At 64.7% G+C, this 16,149-nt stretch carries 19 protein-coding genes; 14 read left to right on the top strand and 5 right to left on the bottom strand.

Annotation, left to right across the window (positions count from 1 at the left end; translation table 11 throughout):
• The first annotated feature begins 1 nt into the window (after position 1).
• From NLM15_RS05025 to NLM15_RS04990, 8 genes are all read left to right on the top strand, one after another.
• Positions 2 to 1,321: a TRAP transporter large permease gene (locus NLM15_RS05025; protein WP_254115914.1), complete on the top strand. Its 1,320-nt coding sequence runs from the start codon at positions 2 to 4 to the stop codon at positions 1,319 to 1,321.
• A 219-nt stretch (positions 1,322 to 1,540) separates the two neighbouring features.
• Complete coding sequence (locus tag NLM15_RS05020; RefSeq protein WP_254115913.1) at positions 1,541 to 2,002, top strand: DUF3237 domain-containing protein; 462 nt, start codon at positions 1,541 to 1,543, stop codon at positions 2,000 to 2,002.
• Between the two features lie 80 nt (positions 2,003 to 2,082).
• Positions 2,083 to 2,763, top strand: a complete 681-nt coding sequence (locus NLM15_RS05015; RefSeq protein ID WP_254115912.1) for a DUF2270 domain-containing protein — start codon at positions 2,083 to 2,085, stop codon at positions 2,761 to 2,763.
• 129 nt (positions 2,764 to 2,892) lie between these two features.
• On the top strand, positions 2,893 to 3,702 hold the full coding sequence (locus NLM15_RS05010; RefSeq protein WP_254115911.1) for a crotonase/enoyl-CoA hydratase family protein: 810 nt from the start codon (positions 2,893 to 2,895) through the stop codon (positions 3,700 to 3,702).
• Positions 3,699 to 5,582 carry a feruloyl-CoA synthase gene (locus NLM15_RS05005; protein ID WP_254115910.1) on the top strand — a complete coding sequence of 628 codons (1,884 nt, stop codon included), beginning with the start codon at positions 3,699 to 3,701 and terminating at the stop codon, positions 5,580 to 5,582. The genes NLM15_RS05010 and NLM15_RS05005 overlap by 4 nt, the downstream gene beginning before the upstream one ends.
• A 25-nt stretch (positions 5,583 to 5,607) precedes the next feature.
• Positions 5,608 to 6,369, top strand: coding sequence for an SDR family NAD(P)-dependent oxidoreductase (locus tag NLM15_RS05000; RefSeq protein WP_254115909.1), 762 nt, complete (start codon positions 5,608 to 5,610; stop codon positions 6,367 to 6,369).
• Positions 6,370 to 6,390: 21 nt separating this feature from the next.
• Positions 6,391 to 6,810: a thioesterase family protein gene (locus NLM15_RS04995; RefSeq protein ID WP_254115908.1), complete on the top strand. Its 420-nt coding sequence runs from the start codon at positions 6,391 to 6,393 to the stop codon at positions 6,808 to 6,810.
• An 89-nt stretch (positions 6,811 to 6,899) separates the two neighbouring features.
• Entirely contained in the window at positions 6,900 to 8,051 is a 1,152-nt protein-coding gene (locus NLM15_RS04990) for an ABC transporter substrate-binding protein (protein ID WP_254115907.1), read from the top strand.
• A 76-nt stretch (positions 8,052 to 8,127) separates the two neighbouring features.
• Here the strand turns inward: NLM15_RS04990 and NLM15_RS04985 are convergent, their stop codons facing one another.
• Together NLM15_RS04985 and NLM15_RS04980 are read right to left on the bottom strand one after the other, a co-directional pair.
• Positions 8,128 to 8,856 (bottom strand): glutathione S-transferase family protein, encoded by a 729-nt coding sequence (locus NLM15_RS04985; RefSeq protein ID WP_254115906.1) that lies wholly within the window; start codon positions 8,854 to 8,856, stop codon positions 8,128 to 8,130.
• 37 nt (positions 8,857 to 8,893) lie between these two features.
• Positions 8,894 to 9,154: a hypothetical protein gene (locus NLM15_RS04980; RefSeq protein ID WP_254115905.1), complete on the bottom strand. Its 261-nt coding sequence runs from the start codon at positions 9,152 to 9,154 to the stop codon at positions 8,894 to 8,896.
• Positions 9,155 to 9,267: 113 nt separating this feature from the next.
• On the opposite strand from NLM15_RS04980, the gene NLM15_RS04975 reads away from it, so the two are divergent.
• Positions 9,268 to 9,966: a YafY family protein gene (locus tag NLM15_RS04975; RefSeq protein WP_254115904.1), complete on the top strand. Its 699-nt coding sequence runs from the start codon at positions 9,268 to 9,270 to the stop codon at positions 9,964 to 9,966.
• Between the two features lie 16 nt (positions 9,967 to 9,982).
• A complete protein-coding gene (locus tag NLM15_RS04970) occupies positions 9,983 to 10,297 on the top strand; it encodes a YkgJ family cysteine cluster protein (RefSeq protein WP_254115903.1) in 315 nt (104 codons plus the stop codon).
• 81 nt (positions 10,298 to 10,378) lie between these two features.
• Here NLM15_RS04970 and NLM15_RS04965 read toward each other — a convergent pair whose 3' ends face one another.
• Positions 10,379 to 10,777, bottom strand: a complete 399-nt coding sequence (locus tag NLM15_RS04965; protein WP_254115902.1) for a hypothetical protein — start codon at positions 10,775 to 10,777, stop codon at positions 10,379 to 10,381.
• Positions 10,778 to 11,087: 310 nt separating this feature from the next.
• Positions 11,088 to 11,435, bottom strand: a complete 348-nt coding sequence (locus tag NLM15_RS04960) for a DUF3307 domain-containing protein (protein WP_254124147.1) — start codon at positions 11,433 to 11,435, stop codon at positions 11,088 to 11,090.
• 406 nt (positions 11,436 to 11,841) lie between these two features.
• Between NLM15_RS04960 and NLM15_RS04955 the strand changes: the two genes are divergently transcribed.
• From NLM15_RS04955 to NLM15_RS04940, 4 genes are all read left to right on the top strand, one after another.
• Complete coding sequence (locus NLM15_RS04955) at positions 11,842 to 13,290, top strand: TAXI family TRAP transporter solute-binding subunit (RefSeq protein ID WP_254115901.1); 1,449 nt, start codon at positions 11,842 to 11,844, stop codon at positions 13,288 to 13,290.
• Between the two features lie 122 nt (positions 13,291 to 13,412).
• A complete protein-coding gene (locus NLM15_RS04950) occupies positions 13,413 to 13,631 on the top strand; it encodes a hypothetical protein (protein WP_254115900.1) in 219 nt (72 codons plus the stop codon).
• A 160-nt stretch (positions 13,632 to 13,791) separates the two neighbouring features.
• Positions 13,792 to 14,901 carry a cyclic nucleotide-gated ion channel gene (locus NLM15_RS04945; RefSeq protein WP_254115899.1) on the top strand — a complete coding sequence of 370 codons (1,110 nt, stop codon included), beginning with the start codon at positions 13,792 to 13,794 and terminating at the stop codon, positions 14,899 to 14,901.
• Between the two features lie 12 nt (positions 14,902 to 14,913).
• A complete protein-coding gene (locus tag NLM15_RS04940; RefSeq protein WP_254115898.1) occupies positions 14,914 to 15,699 on the top strand; it encodes an enoyl-CoA hydratase/isomerase family protein in 786 nt (261 codons plus the stop codon).
• On the opposite strand, the gene NLM15_RS04935 is transcribed toward NLM15_RS04940, so the two are convergent.
• Positions 15,700 to 16,134 (bottom strand): DUF6157 family protein, encoded by a 435-nt coding sequence (locus tag NLM15_RS04935; protein WP_254115897.1) that lies wholly within the window; start codon positions 16,132 to 16,134, stop codon positions 15,700 to 15,702.
• Between the last annotated feature and the right edge of the window lie 15 nt (positions 16,135 to 16,149).

Raw genomic sequence — 16,149 nt, 5'->3', positions numbered from 1 at the left:
CATGAGCACCGATGCCGTCGCCGTTATCGGCTTCGTTTCCCTGTTCGTCCTGATGCTGCTGCGCGTGCCGGTCGGCATGGCCATGGGCCTCGTCGGCGTCTCCGGCTTCGCCTATCTCGTCAACGGGACGGCGGCGCTGAAGCTGGTCGGCCAGACCTCGATGCGCACGGTCACGGACTACACTTTCGGCGTCATCCCGATGTTTTTGCTGATGGGCTCCTTCGTCAGCCATTCCGGCATGAGCCGCGAGCTGTTCCGCGCCGCCAACGGCTTTGTCGGGCACTTACGCGGCGGGCTCGGCATCGCCACCGTCGGCGCCTGCGGCGGCTTTGCCGCGATCTGCGGCTCTTCCGTCGCAACCGCCGCGACTTTCTCCGCCGTGGCCTATCCCGAGATGCGCCGGTTCGGCTATCCGCAGTCCTTCGCCACCGGCGTGATCGCGGCCGGCGGCACGCTGGGCGCGATGCTGCCGCCCTCCACCGTGCTCGCGGTCTACGGCATCATCACCGAGCAGGACATTGGAAAGCTGTTCATCGCCGGCATCATTCCGGGCCTGCTGGCGATGACCATGTACATGATCACGATCTTCCTGATCGGCTATTTCCGCCCGGACTTCCTGCCCAAGGGCAAGGTGCTGCCGTGGCGCGAGCGCTTTGCGGGATTGAAGGACATCTGGGCGCCGGTGCTGCTGTTCATCTTCGTCATCGGCGGCCTCTACGGCCTGCCCTTTTTGCCGCGCTTCACGCCAACGGAAGCCGGCGGCGTCGGCGCCGCGGGCGCCTTCATCATCGGCGTCGTCACGGGCCGGCTCGACCGCGAGAAGATCCTGGCCTCGCTGCTGCAGGCGACGCGCACCGCGGCCGCCGTGTTCACCGTGCTGATCGGTGCCCTGATCTTCGGCTATTTCCTCACGGTGACGCAGACGCCGCAGAAGGTCACCGAATTCCTCACGGGGCTCGGCCTCGGCCCCTACGGCGTGCTGGCGCTGATCATGGTGATGTATCTCGTGCTGGGCTGCCTGATGGACGCCATGGCGATGATCATCCTGACCGTGCCGATCATCTTCCCCGTCATCACCCATCTGGGCTTCGATCCGATCTGGTTCGGCGTCATCATCGTCATGACCGTCGAGCTCGGCCTGATCCATCCGCCGGTCGGCATGAACGTCTTCGTCATCAAAAGCGTGGTGAAGGACGTCTCCTTCTCCACGATCTTCAAGGGCGTGATCCCGTTCGTGGCGACGGACCTCGTGCGCCTCGTGATCCTGATCGCGTTCCCGCTGCTGGCGACATGGCTGCCGACGCGGATGATGGCGCATTAGGCGTGCGTGATAGAGCGGCGAGCTGTCTTTCCCCTCTCCCCTTGTGGGAGAGGGTGGCTCGCCGCGATAGCGGCGAGACGGGTGAGGGGTCTCGCTCGGCACGTCAGCCCGCAGTTGAATTCGCGGAGACAACCCCTCATCCGGCGCTTCGCGCCACCTTCTCCCACAAGGGGAGAAGGGAAGGCAGCGACGCTGGTTCGATACATAGGAGGTGAAGCGATGACCACACCGACGCTAGAGACAAAATACGTCTTCACCATCACCGCCCGCATCGGCGACGTCGTCACCGCCGGCGAGACCGGCATCGGCGTTCGCCGCATCATTCCGATCATCGGCGGCGCGGTGACGGGCGCGATCAATGGCAAGGTGCTGCCGTTCGGCGCCGACTTCCAGACCATCCGCCCCAACGAGCTGATCGACCTCGAGGCAAAATACGCCTTCGAGACCGACGACGGCGCCATCGTCTATGTCGAGAACAAGGGCATGCGCTTCGGCCCGGTCGAGTTGCTGCAAAAGCTCAAGCGCGGCGAGCCGGTCGATCCGAAGCTGATCTATTTCCGCACCGTGCCGAAGTTCGAGACCGGGCACGAAAAGTATCGCTGGCTGATGGAGCACATCTTCGTCGGCTCAGCCGCACGCCATGCGGATCGCGTGGTGATCGACGTGCATCAGGTGGTGTGAGGAATCTGTCTTTGCCCCGGGGACCGACCTGGTTCAGGATGTGATCTGCGCAAAGTTGTGCAGACCACGGGAGTCCCACCATGTCTCTTATGGCTTCCAGCGAACCAAGCCCCCAACATACCTTCGATTCCGCCGAAATGGGCGCCATCGCTCATCTCTACCGCGGCGAGGTCTATCGCTCGACGATCTGGCGAACGCGGCTCGACAACACGACCAATTGGTCGATCGTCACGATGGGCATCGCGCTGTCGACGACCTTTTCGAGCCCGGAGGCTTCGCCTCTGCCGCTCGTACTCGTCGGACTGCTGCTTGCCGTGTTTCTCGGGATGGAGGCGCGGCGTTATCGCTATTTCAATGTCTGGCGTGCCCGGGCTCGTTGGCTCGAGAAGAATTTCTATGCGCCAATTTTCACCGGTGAAGCGCACGACGACAGCTGGAAGGCTATCCTGGCGCGCGACTACACTGCACCCCGCCACCACATCTCGCTCGTCCGCGCTGCGGGACGGCGGCTGCGTCGGAACTACGTTTGGATTCTCGCCATCCAGGCGACCGCCTATTACGGCAAGATTGCTATCCATCCTACGCCCGCGGTGACCTTGACGGAGCTTGTCGATCGCGCTGCGGTCGGACCGATTCCCGGCTGGGTCATCCTGATCATGGGCTTTGCCTACAATTTCGGGTGGCTGGCGTTCGCGCTCGGCACGATGTGGCTCGACCAACGCGAGCACGGGGTGAAGGGCGACCAGGTCGCGATGGGCTGATGACAGCGAGCGGTGACCCGTTCCTGGGGGAGCCGAGGCGAGCGTAGCTGCCCCGGTGCCTGGGAGGGCTCCCCTCCTTGACTCTCCCGAAATTCGTTATACAACATAACTATTCTGACAAGGACGCAAATGACACAGGGAAACGCCGAGACCGCTGGCGCGGGCGCCACCGGGCTTTTGAGGATCGAGCGGGCGGACCGGGTTCTGACCGTGGGGCTGAACCGGCCGGCCAAGCGCAATGCGCTCAACGACGGCATCATCCTGGAAATCGGCGAGTGTTTTGCATCCCTGCCCGAGGATATCGGCGCGGTGGTCATCCACGGCATCGGCGATCATTTCTCCAGCGGTCTCGACCTCTCCGAGCTCCAGGACCACGACGCGACCGGCGGGCTGCTGCATTCTCAGATGTGGCACCGGGTGTTCGACCGCATCCAGTACAGCCGTGTGCCCGTCATCGCGGCGCTGAGGGGCGCCGTGATCGGCGGCGGGCTGGAGCTTGCCTGCGCCGCCCATATCCGCGTCGCCGAGCCCTCGACCTATTTCGCCCTGCCGGAAGGGCAGCGCGGCATCTTCGTCGGCGGCGGCGGCTCGGTGCGGCTGCCGCGGCTGATCGGCGTCGCCAGGATGATGGACATGATGCTGACCGGCCGCGTCTATAGCGCGACCGAAGGCGCCTCCTACGGCTTTGCGCAATATGTGACCGAGGCCGGCAACGGGCTCGGCAAGGCGCTGGAGCTTGCGACCAAGGTCGCCTCCAACGCGCCGCTGACGAACTTTGCCGTGCTCCAGGCGCTGCCGATGATCGCGGAGGCCAATCCGCAGGCCGGCCTGCTCATGGAATCGCTGATGGCGACCGTGGCGCAGAGCGACAAGGAGGCAAAGCGCAGGATCCGCGAATTCCTCGAACACAAGACCGCAAAGGTGAAGCCGAAGTCATGAGCGCGCAGCCGTCCTCTTCCAGCATGGAGCGCGGCGCGAGCACTTCCCCGCTGCGGCCCATTTCGTTCGGCGATCCCGTCGTCAACATCGAGCGGCGCGACGACGGCACGATTTACCTGCGACCGAAACAGCCGCTCGGCGACTATCCCGTCCGCATCACCGACCGCCTGCATCACTGGGCCAGGACGACGCCGGACCGCGTTTTCATGGCCGAGCGCGAAGGCGGCCGCGGCTGGCGCAAGATCACCTATGCCGAGCTGCTCGCCGCAAGCCGGCACATTGCTTCCGGCCTGATTGCGCGCGGCCTGTCGGCGGAGCGGCCGGTCGTCATCCTCTCGGGCAATTCGATCGACCACGCGCTGCTCGCGTTCGGCGCGTTCTATGCCGGCATTCCGTTCTGCCCGGTGTCGCCGGCCTATTCGCTGGTGTCGAAGGATTACGGCAAGCTGTCTTACCTGATGAAGCTGCTGACGCCCGGCCTCGTCTTCGCCGAGGACGCCGGCAAGTTCGCGGATGCGCTCGCCGCCAACGTCTCGCCCGGCACCGAGATCGCCGCATCCTGGGGCCAAGTGCCGGGCCGCGACGTCACCCTGCTCGCCGACCTCATGGCGACGCCGCTCCGCAGCGATCTCGACGAGGTGCACGGCAATATCGGTCCGGACACCATCGCAAAATTCCTGCTGACGTCGGGCTCGACCGGCAATCCCAAGGCCGTCATCAACACCCAGCGCATGATCTGCGCCAACCAGGTCATGCTGCGCGAGACGCTCGCCTTCCTCAAGGACGAGCCGCCCGTCATCATCGACTGGCTGCCCTGGAATCACACCTTTGGCGGCAACCACAATATCGGGCTGACGCTCTACAATGGCGGATCGATGTATCTGGACGCCGGCAAGCCGGTGCCTGGCGGCATCGAGGAGACCGTGCGCAATCTCCAGGAGATTTCGCCGACGGTCTATTTCAACGTCCCCAAGGGCTACGAGTCGCTGCTGCCATATCTGCGCGACGACCAGGGCTTGCGCGCAAAGTTCTTCGACCGGCTGCACGCGATGTTCTTCTCGGGCGCGGCGCTGTCGCCGTTCGTCTGGAACAGCCTCGACGAGCTCGCGGTGAAGGAAAAGGGCTACCGCGTGCCGATGCTGACCGGCCTCGGTGCGACCGAGACCGCGCCGTTCTTCATGTCGGTCAATCCGCGCACCAGCCGCTCCGGCCATGTCGGGTTGCCCGTGTCGGGCAATGACGCCAAGCTGGTGCCGAACAACGGCAAGATGGAAGTGCGCGCCAGGGGGCCGAACGTGATGCCCGGCTATTGGCGCCAGCCAGACATCACCGAAAAATCCTTCGACGAGGAAGGATTTTACAAGATGGGCGACGCGCTCAAGCCGGTCGATCCCGATGATCTCAACGCCGGCTTCGATTTCGACGGCCGCGTCAGCGAAGACTTCAAGCTCGGCAGCGGTACCTGGGTCAGTGTCGGCCCGCTGCGTGCGCGCTTCGTCGCGGCTTGCGCGCCGCTGGTGCGCGACGTCGTCATCGCCGGCATTAACCGCGACGAGATCTCCGCGCTGGTCCTGCTCGATCTCGACGGCTGCCGGCTGATCAACCCGACGCTGGCGGCCGACGATCTTACCGTCACCGCCCGCGACCGGCTGGTGCGCGAGGCCTTCCGCGAGCGCCTGACGCGCTTCCTCAGCGAGGCCACGGGATCCTCGACGCGGATCACGCGCGCGATCCTGCTGGATACGCCGCTCTCGATCGACAAGGGCGAGGTCACCGACAAAGGCTCGATCAACCAGCGCGCGGTGCTGGAGCATCGCGGCGCCCTGATCGAGGAGCTCTATGCTGCCAATCCATCCGACCGTGTGATATCGGTCGGGTAAGAAATCATCGCCAAAGGAGAACGCCATGTTGTTGAAGGATCAGGCAGCCATCGTCACCGGCGGCGCATCGGGACTCGGCGCTGCGACCGCGCGAAAACTGGCGGCGCAGGGCGCCAAGGTCGCGGTGTGCGATCTCAATGCCAAGCTTGCGGAGAGTGTCGCCGCCGAGATCAAGGGCGTCGCCGTGACCTGCGACGTCTCCGATGCGGCTTCCGCTGAAGCCGCGATCGCGCAGGCGACCAAGGCCCTTGGCGCGCCGCGCGTGCTGGTGAACTGCGCCGGCATCGGCGTCGCCAAGCGCGTGGTCGGCCGCGACGGGCCGATGGCGCTCGCCGATTTCGACAAGGTGATCAAGGTCAACCTCATCGGCACCTTCAACATGCTGCGCCTCGCCGCGACCGAGATGTCCAAGCTCGAGCCGCAGGCGACCGGCGAGCGCGGCGTCATCATCAATACGGCGTCCGTTGCCGCCTATGATGGCCAGATCGGCCAGTCGGCCTATTCGGCCTCCAAGGGCGGCATCGTCGGCATGACCTTGCCGATCGCGCGCGAGCTGGCGCAGTTCGGCGTCCGCGTGCTGACCATCGCGCCCGGCCTGTTCCTCACGCCGCTGCTCGCCAACCTGCCGCAGGAAGCCCAGGACTCGCTCGCCGCCGCGATCCCGTTCCCGCGCCGGCTCGGCCACGCCGACGAGTTCGCCGCGCTGGCGCTGCACATGGTCGAGAATTCGTACCTGAACGGCGAAGTGGTGCGCCTCGACGGCTCGCTGCGCATGGCGCCCAAGTAATTTCGTAGAGCAGAGAACCGCATGTTCGTGAACCGGCGCGACGTCCAGATCCAGTGGGGCGACTGCGACCCCGCCAACATCGTCTACTATCCGCGTTATTTCGCGATGTTCGACGATTCGACGTCGACCCTGTTCGAGGTCGCCGGGTTCTCCAAGCAGGACCTGGTCCGCAAATACGGCCTGGTGGGGATTCCCATGGTCGACACGCGGTCCAGGTTCTACATCCCCTCGACCTATGGCGACTGGATCACCATCGAAACGAAGATCGAGAGCATCAAGCGCTCGAGCTTCGAGGTGAAGCACAACGTCTACAAGGGCGATGCGCTGGCGATCGAGGGCTTTGAGACCCGCGTCCTGGTCCGCCGCGATCCCGTTAACCCCGACAAGCTGAAATCGGCACCGTTCCCGGCGGAAATGGTAGCCAAATTCACGGGGAGCTAGGTCCGGAGCCAATCGCCGCATCGCCAAAAGAGGGGGCTGAATTACCCCCCGATTTCTGCTTTCAAAGAAACACGTCAAGGGAGGAATAGATGAAACGCTTTTACCTGACCGCCGCCATCACGGCTGCGACGCTTGCCCTGCCGGCCCTGCCCGCACTGGCCCAGACCAGCGAAATCACCATCGGCATCACCACCACCACGACCGGCCCGGGCGCGGCGCTCGGCATTCCCGAGCGCAACGCGCTGGAATTCGTGCCGAAGGAGATCGGCGGCGTGCCGCTGAAGGTGATCGTGCTCGACGACGGCGGCGATCCCACCACGGCAACCACCAACGCACGCCGCTTCGTGACCGAATCCAAGGCCGACATCATCATGGGCTCGGCGCTGACGCCGCCGACGATCGCGGTCTCCAACGTCGCCAACGAAGCCGGCATTCCGCATTTCGGCCTGGCGCCGTTCCCGATCACGCCGGAGCGCATGAAGTGGTCGGTGGCGATGCCGCAGCCGATCCCGATCGTGGGCAAGGTGCTGTACGATCACATGAAGTCGAAGGGCGTGAAGACCCTCGGCTACATCGGCTATTCCGACTCCTATGGCGACCTCTGGTTCAACGACCTGAAGGCCCAGGCCGTGCCGATGGGCATGACCATCGCCGATGAGGAGCGTTTCGCCCGCCCCGATACGTCGGTGACCGGACAGGTGCTCAAGCTCGTCGCCGCGAATCCGGACGCGATCCTGGTCGGCGCTTCCGGCACCGCGGCCGCGCTGCCGCAGACCGAGCTGCGCGAGCGCGGCTATCAGGGCCTGATCTACCAGACCCATGGCGCCGCCAGCATGGACTTCATCCGCATCGCCGGCAAAGCGGCGGAAGGCGTGCTGATGGCGTCGGGTCCCGTCATGGATCCCGAGGACCAGCCGGACGAGGCCGCGACCAAGAAGCCGGGCCTCGCGCTCAACACGGCCTATGAGGCCAAGTACGGCCCGAACAGCCGCAGCCAGTTCGCCGGTCATTCCTACGACGCCTTCGAGATCCTGAAGCGCATCATCCCGACGGCGCTGAAGACCGCCAAGCCCGGCACGCCGGAATTCCGCGAAGCGATCCGACAGGCGCTGCTGACCGAGAAGGAGCTGGCGGCGAGCCAGGGCGTCTACAACTTCACCGAAAAGGACCGCTACGGCCTCGACGAGCGCTCGCGCATCCTGCTCACGGTGAAGAACGGCAAGTACACGCTGGTGAAGTAGGCGCGGCAAAAGCTTTGAGACGACGAGAGCCGGCCCATCGGGCCGGCTCTTTTGCTTTGCGATCCGAGCTCGTGCCTCAGGCCGCCTGCCGCAGCGGGGTCCAGGAGAACTCCGGGTAATAATTGTCCATCATGCGGTCGACATAGGCGGTGAGGTTCGGAAATCCCTCGGCACGCTGGCGCAAGGACGATTCGAAGAACGGCGTCAGGATCCCGGCGAGCGCGCCGAAGGCGGTGGCATCGACGCCGCAGGGCTTGTTGCCCATCAGATAGGACTTGTCGCCGAGCTGCACCGAGAGCGCGAACAGCGAACGCACCGCGAGATCGACGTCGTCGTCGGGCGCGTGGCGGCCGAGGCCGGACAGCAGATAGTTCTCGGCGACACGGAATTGCGCATCCTCGCGCAACTTTTCGCGATTGTGCTCCGGCGCGCCGTCGAAGAAATGCGCTGGCCCCTTGGCGAAGTTGACCGGATCGACCCAGCGCGCCCCGACCAGCGCCCAATAGACATGATGCTCGACCATGCGCTCGAACGCCCAGGCCTGCGCACGCTCGGCCAGCGACAGCCCGGCGTCGAAATCGAAGCCATAGCGGCGCTCGATATGGGCGCGGATGAAGGTGGAATCGGCCACCGCCTCGCCGCCATCGTCGATGAACGGCAGCTGCCCCTTGGGCGAGGCCGGCGGCATCGCCCGCTCCTTCCGGTAGGGCAGTCCCGCCATCTTGAGCTGCACCTCCGTCTTGGTGACGAAAGGGCTGATTTCCGGCAGGCCGAAGCCGGTGCCGAAGCCGTAAAGCGTGATCATGAGAGCTCTCCTGAACGACCGAAAGAGTTGACGGAACCTAGTGCCGGGCTGCTGCCACCATGGTGGCAGCAGCCGTGATATCTTCTGCGAAACGGGCCCCCCGCCAGGCGCGGCCCATCACATGGCGGACCAGCGCGTCCGCGGCCTGGACCAGCGAGCGTGTCACCACGCTTGCGAATGCAAATCGGAGGTCGACGGCCATGAGATCGAGCGAAACGAGGCGGCTGAACGCCCTCGCCTGCCACATCTGGGCGCGCCACAACGGAGCGGCCGGGCCGAAATGGGTTGGAATGATCATGGACAAATCCTCTTCAGTCGATGTGTTGTCCCGGTATAGAACCCCCCTGCTGCCAACATCCTGTCAGCAGCCGCGCACCGCCTTCTGAAAAGACCATCGATAAGAGAATTGTCATGAGACGCGCCGACCGGCTGTTTCAGATCATCCAGGTGCTGAGGCGCACGCGTAAGCCGCTGACGGCGGACGCCATCGCGGCCGAGCTCGAAACCTCGAAGCGCACGATCTATCGCGACATCGCCACCTTGATCGGCCAGCGCGTGCCGATCCGCGGCGAGGCCGGCATGGGCTACATCCTGGAAAAGGGATTTGACCTGCCGCCTTTGATGCTGACGCCCGACGAGATCGAAGCGGCGGTGCTCGGCGCGCAATGGGTCGCGGGCCATGCCGATTCTGCACTGGCGCGCGCGGCCGAAGATTTGATGGCCAAGATCGCCGACACCGTGCCCGAGCGCCTGCGTCCCTTCGTGCTGGAGCCCGCGAGCCGCGCGCGGCCGAGCTGGAACAGGGAGCCGGACCGCCTGGACATGGTGCGCACGCGCACCCAGATCCACGAAGGCAAGAAGATCATGCTGCGCTATCGCGACGAGCGGGGCCGCCCCAGCGAGCGCATGATCTGGCCGATCTCGGTCGGCTATCTCGAAGCCGTACGCCTGCTCGCCGCCTGGTGCGAGCTGCGCGGCGACTTCCGCAGTTTCCGCACCGACCGCGTGGTGGATGCGAACTATCTCGACGAAAGATATCCGGAGCGGCGCGACGTGCTGCGCGCGAGATGGCGGCAGAGCCTGGTCTGGGGCCCGCCCAAAGATACGTGAAGGACACGTGAGCGCGATGGAAGAAATCGATCTCTCGACCTGCTGCCAGAGCTGCGGCGCCTGCTGCGGCTATTCGGAGAACTGGCCACGCTTCTCGATCGAGAGCGACGAGGAGCTTGCGGCGATCCCGGAAGCGCTCGTCAATGCGCGTCAATCCGGCATGCGCTGCGAGAGCGATCGCTGTTCGGCGTTGCAGGGGGAGATCGGCAAGGCGACCGCGTGCGGCATCTATGCGGTGCGGCCGGAAGTGTGCCGCACCTGCATGCCGGGCGACGCCGAATGCGCAATGGCGCGGCGGAAGTTCGGGCTGCCGGTGATCGCTAGCGCATGATCCGGAAAACTGTGTCGCAGTTTTCCCTCGCGACAAACGCGGGACGCGTTTGCGCGGAGATCATGCGCCGATAGACCACGCTTAAGCGGGAACGGCTTCGCTGATCTCGTCGTCGAACTCGTCCTCGAGCGGTGCGAGCACCGAGAGCGGCTTGGTCGACAGCGTGATCGGCTTGCGGCCCCCCGACAGTGACGGCGACGATTTGACGGCGGCTTCGCGCGACAGCGCGTAGAGCGTCGAGCCGACGCGGCCACCGTTCTCGATCAGGTCACGCTCGTGACAGCTGGCTGCGATCGCGACAGCCAGCGAATGCAGATGGCTGCGGCGATAGCAAAACAGCGCCAGCCTGGCGCGCGCGTCAGGGGAAACACTCTCAACCAGCCTCGGCAGGCCACTCTCGCTGGCGCGATACATCTCGCCAAGGAGTTCGTCGCGGACCGGGCAGAAATCGCTTTCATAGGTGTCGCGGCTTGAAAACATTGCAGTTCTCCCTCGTGTCCGGAAGATGCAGCGCAATTCTCTAACGAAAGGTTAACCACGCCGCCCGGTAGTCACCCGGGGTGCTTGCGCCCTCGCCGCGAATCGGAGGGCGCCTGCCGGGTGAAATGCGGGCGTGCGGCCATCCTTCGAGACGCCCGCCTTTGGCGGGCTCCTCAGGATGAGGTCTGTTTCTGCTGAAAGATTCGAACCCCTCATGGTGAGGAGGCGCGAAGCGCCGTCTGGCGGACGATGCTTCGCATCGCCGCGAGAACCATGCAGGCCCGGCAGCCACTCCAGAGGGCCGCCGGCCTCAGTTCGCCGCCATGAAGATCGAGAGGCCGAAGCCGGTCAGATGGTGCAGCGCCTGGTCGACGCCGATCAGGGTCCAGAACCAGGGATGCGCCAGGTCGACCCCGAAATTGGCGGAGACCATCCCCTTGGCGCGGTCGATCGTGATGTGGATCACGAAGTCGATGAACGCGACGAACCAGAATCGCGGCGCCACGATCAGGATCAGCGGCAGCGCAACCGCGAGGTGAATCAGGCAATGCACCAGAAGCGGCAAGGCCCAGCCGTGCTTCTGGTCCTTGCCTTGCGCCATCCAGGCGGTCTGGAGGACGAAATCGGCGATGATGTGCTTGAAGGTGAGCAGCAACATCCAGCCAATGAGCGCTTCGACCGGAACCGCCGATGACATGGGTGGAAACGACAAAGCTGACGCCCTCATTGACGTGGACAAGAAAAACCGGAGCGTTCAGCGCAGCTTCTTCTTGGACCGGTCAAATCGCCGGGACGTGTGATTTATGACATCTCCCGCGACGGAATGCAGCCGGGGGGAACCGGAAAATCGCCAACTGTGGCTAACTGGTGATAGGATGACCAATCGCCGCGGCGGGATCGAGTAAGGTTACCTGCGGCTCGAAATTTGCATTCCGATCTCGGCACGGTATCATTGCAGGCAGAAAATATCGTTCTTTTTTCAGACGTTTAGGAATTGCAGGCCGCCCGCCGCGATCACATTCGCGAGCCGCCCGCCACCCAAGCAGCAAGGCCAGAGTGCCGCCATGAGTACCGAAGGCCCGACCTCGTCACCATCAGAGCCGCCGCCGCGGCGCCCCAAGGTGATCAAGACCAATCAGCAACAGGTCTTTCTCTACGTCGTGCTGACCCTGCTCCTGTCGCTCGCCACCGTCTGGGGCGGCCGCGCCATGCTGCACAATTCGGAGACGCTGACCTTTGCTGTCGGCGCCCCCAACAGCGACGAGGCGCTGTTCGCGGCCAAGCTCGCCACCGTGCTGAAGAACAACGCCTCGCGCTTCCGGATCAAGATCGTCAACAATCCTGATAACGCCAAGGCGCTCGCCCAGTTCGACCGCAAGCAGGCCGATCTCGCCGTGTTGCGCACCGACGCCAAGGTGCCGCTGCGGGCGCGCACGCTCGCGATCCTCGAGCACGATCTGGTGCTCCTGCTCGGTCCCGGCAACAAGAAGATCAAGTCGCTCGCCGAACTGAAGAAGAAAAAGGTCGCGGTCGTCGCCGCGAACGACTCCTCGCTCGCCTTCGTGCGCAGCATTCTCGACATCCCCGATGGCTCCGATGCCGCGAAGATGGTCCAGATGGCGCCGCAAGGCATGACACTCGACAAGCTGTTTGCGCCGGCAAACGGCTTTGGCGCAGTGATCGCCATTGTCCATGCCTCGAGGGCGGTGCGGGACAAGGCCTATGAGCAAGCCGCCAGGCGCGGCGGCTTCACGCTCAACGCGATCGACGAGGCCAAGGCGCTGGCGCGCAGGATTCCCGGCATTTCCAGCGAGACGCTGACTGCGGGCACGCTGTCTGCATCGCCGGAAATTCCCGACGACGACCTCGACACGATCGGACTGGAATGGCTTCTGGTCACGCAATCCAGGATGTCGGCGAGCACGGCGGGCGAGCTCGCGCGCATCGTCTACGAGAACAAATCCGCGCTCGGGCTCGACAACGGCTTCGCCAGCAGGATCGAGCCGGCCTCCGTCGAGAAGGACGCCTATGTGATGGCGCATCAGGGGGCGGCCGACTACATCAACGATGACACCAAGTCGTTCATGGATAAATACAGCGACCTGATGTATCTGGGCGCCGCCGCGCTCAGCGTCATCGGCTCGATCTTCGCCGCGATCTACGCCAAGATCACGCGGATCGCGCCGGAGAAGGCCAGCGAGCTCTCCACCGCCATCCTCGACATCGGCGAGCGCATCGAGCACGCGCATTCGCTGGATCAGCTCGAATGTCTCCAGGACGAGCTGGAGGGCATTTTGCGCGGCGCCGTCATAGGCCTTCGCGACGGCACGATCAGTACCGACGGGCTCGACACCTTCAAGCTCGGCTACGAGTTCGTCCGCGATGAGATCGGCATGCGCCGCGACTACCTCAAGCGTCATGCCAGCGAGGCCGACAAGGTCGCCCAGGATACGGCCCCTCCCCAGCAGGACGAGAGCAATATCGTGGTGGTGAAGACAGCTCAGAGTGCCTGACCTATCGATTTGGCGGTCTTGCAGCGGCGCTTTGCCAACATTTCCCCGGAAGTCACCGCGCCTGATTCGGGAACCGTCCCGGTCCACAACCGTTTGCTCCGGATGCAACCGGAGAACGCTCCATGCGTGCGCTCCTCATCATGATCCTTCTGGGAATGCTGGTGGCGGTTGGCTATTTCGCCTATTCGGCAATGGCGGTCGAGGGCGAGCCGATTCCGACGGAAGGTTATGTGGCGCTGGCGCTGGGGGCCGGATTTTCCGTTATTGTCGGCGTTGGCTTGATGGTGCTGCTGTTCTTCAGCAGCCGTCGCGGCTACGACGAGCCGCCGCATTTCAGGTAACGGCCCGCGGGTCCAGCTGCTGCGCCAAGCCTCCGTACCCCCTGTTCCACGACGTTGCAGGCGGCCCGCGCCCGTCGTTGACGGCCTTGGCCCGGGCATGCACTTTGGCACCGAGGTTCCAGCCGGGACCGCAAAAGACAAAACCGAGCCGCCTTCCCGCATGTCCAAGCCGCTGATCCCCGCTCTGGCCCAGTTCGTGGCCGCCACGGCCGGCCGCAACATGACCAAGGCGGCCTACCTGGCAGTCGGCGCCGGCGTGCTCGGCATGGTGCTGCTGACGGTCGAGCCGGCTTATGAAACAGCCTACCGCTGGGTCGATGCCCTGCTGTGGGCCTGCCTCGTCTATTTCGTGTTCGAGTGGGTGGTCCGGCTGCGCCACATGGCACGGCACGGGCGGCTTTCGCTCTACATGTCCTCCTCCGCCGGGCTGGTCGACGCGATCGGAGCGGTCGCGGTGCCGGTCGCGCTGATGCTCGGCGTCGAGCCGAAGACGGCGTGGCTGCTTAGCGTGCTCTGGGTTTTGAAGGTGGTGCCGGGCATTCCGGGCCTGCGGCAGCTCCGCCGCGTGCTGGTGCTGGAATCGGGGCCGTTGGTGAGCGTGCTCGTGATCTTCCTGATGGTGGTCTTCCTGGCCTCGGTCGCCGAATATTTCCTGGAGCGGGAGGTGCAGCCCCAGACCTTCGGTAGCGTACCGTCCGCGCTGTGGTGGGCCGTCGTCACGCTCACGACGACGGGCTACGGCGACGTCGTGCCGGTGACGCCGCTCGGCCGCATGGTAGCGGCTCTGGTGATGATCTCCGGCCTCGGCGTTTTCGGCCTGTGGACCGGTATTTTGGCGACCGGCTTCGCGGCGGAGACGCGGCGCGACAATTTCCTCAAGACTTGGGAATCCGTCAGCAAGGTGCCGTTCTTCGCAGCGCTTGGGCCCGCGGCCATCGCCGACGTCACCCACATGCTGCGCACCATGGAGCTGCCGGCGCGCACCATGATCATCCGCAAGGGGGCGCAGGGCGACTGCATGTACTTCATCGCCGCCGGCGAGGTCGAGGTCGACCTGCCCGGCAAGAAGGTGCAGCTCGGCGAGGGCGCATTCTTCGGCGAGATGGCGCTGCTCGGCAACAATTTGCGCGGCGCCAATGTCTCGACCACGAAGGTGTCGCGGCTTCTGGTGCTCGACCTCGTCGACTTCCGCGTGCTGATGGCGCGGCATCCGGATCTCGCCGAGACCATCGATGCGGAAGCCAGGCGCCGCACGCTTGAAAACAAGTAAATGGAGACAAGAATGTCGGACACAGCCGACGCGGCATCCAGCCCCGTGCTCGAAATCAATGGCGCACGCGCCACCATCCGCCTCAACAGGCCAAAGCATCTCAACCGGCTGCAGGCCGAGGATCTCGGCGAGCTGGTCAAGCTGTTCGACCGGATCGAGGCCGATCCTGATATCCGCGTGCTGGTGCTGACCGGCACGGGGCGGGCCTTCTCGGCGGGCTACGACCTCAACTCGGTCGCCGAGCGCGCGGTCAGTGCCAACGAGCAGCAGAGCGCGGGCTCGGCGTTCGAGGTCGTCGTCAACCGGCTGGAGGATCTCGGCGTGCCGACGATCTGCCGGCTCAATGGCGGCGTCTATGGCGGCTCGACCGACCTCGCGCTCGCCTGCGATTTCCGCATCGGCGTCGACACCGCCGAGATGTTCATGCCGGCGGCGCGGCTCGGGCTGCACTACTACAGAAGCGGCATCAAGCGTTACGTGACGCGGCTCGGCCTCGACAACGCGAAGAAGCTGTTCCTCACCGCGCAGAAGATCACCGCGCCGGAGATGCTGCGGATCGGCTATCTCACCGCCATGGTGCCGGTGGAATTCCTGGACGAGGAAGTCGACAAGCTCGCCGACGTCCTCGCCGGCAACGCGCCGCAGGCAATGCGCGGGATGAAGCGCGCCATCAACGAATTCGCCCGCGGTGAGCTGGACGAAGCCGCCGCCGATCAACGCCACCGCGACAGCATGCGCGGCGACGAGATCAAGGAAGGCATCAAGGCGTTCGCGGAGAAGCGACCGCCAAAATTCTGATCACGCCCGCTTCGACCGCATCGCGCGCACCTGCGTGAGCTTGGAATCGCGGACGAGCGCCTGGTAGCGTTTGCTGTCGACGGCGTAGATCGCGATCCGGCCCTCACTGTCGGCATGAACGCCCCAGCCGAAGCGCTTGCCCAGGCTCGACGCCCTCATGCACGCCTGCCCCCGGGAGAAGAACGCTTCACGGGCCGCATGCTTCTCCGTCTTCGTGGCCTTTACATCGAGCTCGCGTCCCGGCGCAGACGTGGCGAAAATCACGTCGTCGGATGTGTATTTGTAGGGCGCCTTGGCGATCATCCCGTATTGCAGGCACGCCACCGTCGGCTTTCCCTCGCGGAGCGGCGGCTCCTCGCCAGTCCGCGCAGGACAGTCTTCGGCAACCCGGATGAAAGTGTTGAAGCAGTTGGTCGTGTGCATCGGCTTCGTCATCCGCAACCCCGGATC

The sequence above is a fragment of the Bradyrhizobium sp. CCGB20 genome (assembly GCF_024199855.1).
Classification (GTDB): domain Bacteria; phylum Pseudomonadota; class Alphaproteobacteria; order Rhizobiales; family Xanthobacteraceae; genus Bradyrhizobium.
This window is presented reverse-complemented; position numbering and strand designations above follow the sequence as displayed.